Source organism: Blastomonas sp. CCH1-A6 (genome assembly GCF_001556365.1).
Taxonomy (GTDB): Bacteria; Pseudomonadota; Alphaproteobacteria; order Sphingomonadales; family Sphingomonadaceae; genus Blastomonas; species Blastomonas ursincola.
Genome location: NZ_LSIS01000403.1, coordinates 1 through 1,146, shown reverse-complemented (window position 1 = coordinate 1,146; position 1,146 = coordinate 1). Strand labels below are relative to the sequence as shown.

2 protein-coding genes are annotated in these 1,146 nt (G+C 68.2%); one reads left to right on the top strand and one right to left on the bottom strand.

Going from position 1 to position 1,146, the window contains the following annotated elements; genetic code table 11:
* Positions 1–841, top strand: an 841-nt coding sequence (locus AX735_RS18490; RefSeq protein ID WP_202189617.1) for a TolC family protein, incomplete at its 5' end; no start/stop codon positions are given.
* Between the two features lie 30 nt (positions 842–871).
* On the opposite strand, the gene AX735_RS18485 is transcribed toward AX735_RS18490, so the two are convergent.
* On the bottom strand, positions 872–1,146 hold a 275-nt coding region (locus AX735_RS18485; RefSeq protein ID WP_231750169.1), incomplete at its 5' end, for an enoyl-CoA hydratase-related protein.

The following is a 1,146-nucleotide window of genomic DNA, read 5'->3' as shown; positions in this document are numbered from 1 at the left end:
GCAGGACGGCATCCGCCGCCAGGTGCAACTGGGGGCACGCGCGGCGATCCTGCTGACCGAGAACGAACAGAACCTCCTGCGCCGTCAGTCGCTCCTCGTCGCCGCCGAGCGCGACCTCGCCAATGCCGCGCAACGGCTGTCGCTGTTCTGGCGCGACGATGACGGTCGCCCGCGCGTCGCCACACCCGCCGATCTGCCGACCTCGCTGCCGATGGTCCGCCAATTGCGCGACACCGATCCCGCAGCGGTGCTGGCGCGACGCCCGGATATCCAGCTGATCGAGCAACGGCTCGCGCAGGGCGAAGCGAAGCTCGAACTCGAACAGAACAAGCTGCTGCCCTCGCTGCGGCTGTTTGCCGAGGCCCTGCTCGCCGAAATCCTTGCCCGCCTCGGCGGGCGCTCGCGTGATCCGTTCGAGGCGGTGGTCGGGTTCACTTTCTCGATGCCGCTGCAGAACCGTGCCGCCAAGGGCAATGTCGCGGCCGCCGAAGCCTATATCAATGCGCTCGAATGGAAGCGTCGGCAGAGCGAGGAACAGATTCTCGCCGAAATCGCGCAGCTTTCGACCAACCTCACCGCCGCCGAGCGGCTGGCCGTGCTCGCGCGCGACGAGGAGGTGCAGGCGGAGAAGCTCGCCGCCGGCGAGCGGCGCCTGTTCCAGGCCGGCGCGAGCGACTTCTTCCTGGTCAACCTGCGCGAGGATGCCGCGGCCAATGCCGCGATCCGCAGACTCGATGCCGAGTTCCGCCTCGCCCAAGCCCGCGCCGATCTGGTCGCAGTGGCAGCCGATCTCGACGCGCTGCAACTGGGTGAGGATCTCACCGGCGCGCTGCGGCCCTGACCCGGGCAAGGGCCGCAATCAGAAGCGTGATCAGCGCCCCGTCCATTTGCCGGGGCGCTTTTCGACGAACGCTGCCATGCCTTCCTTCTGGTCCTCGCTGCCGAACAGGCCGTGGAACAGTCGGCGTTCGAACACCACGCCCTGCTGCAGCGTCGTTTCGAACGCGGCATTGACCATTTCCTTGACCGCCAGCGTTGCGAGCGGTGCCATGCCGGCGATCGTCTGAGCCGCCCTGACCGCTTCGTCGACCAGATCGGCCAGCGGCACGACGCGCGCGACGAGACCCGATTGTTCGGCCTCGGTGG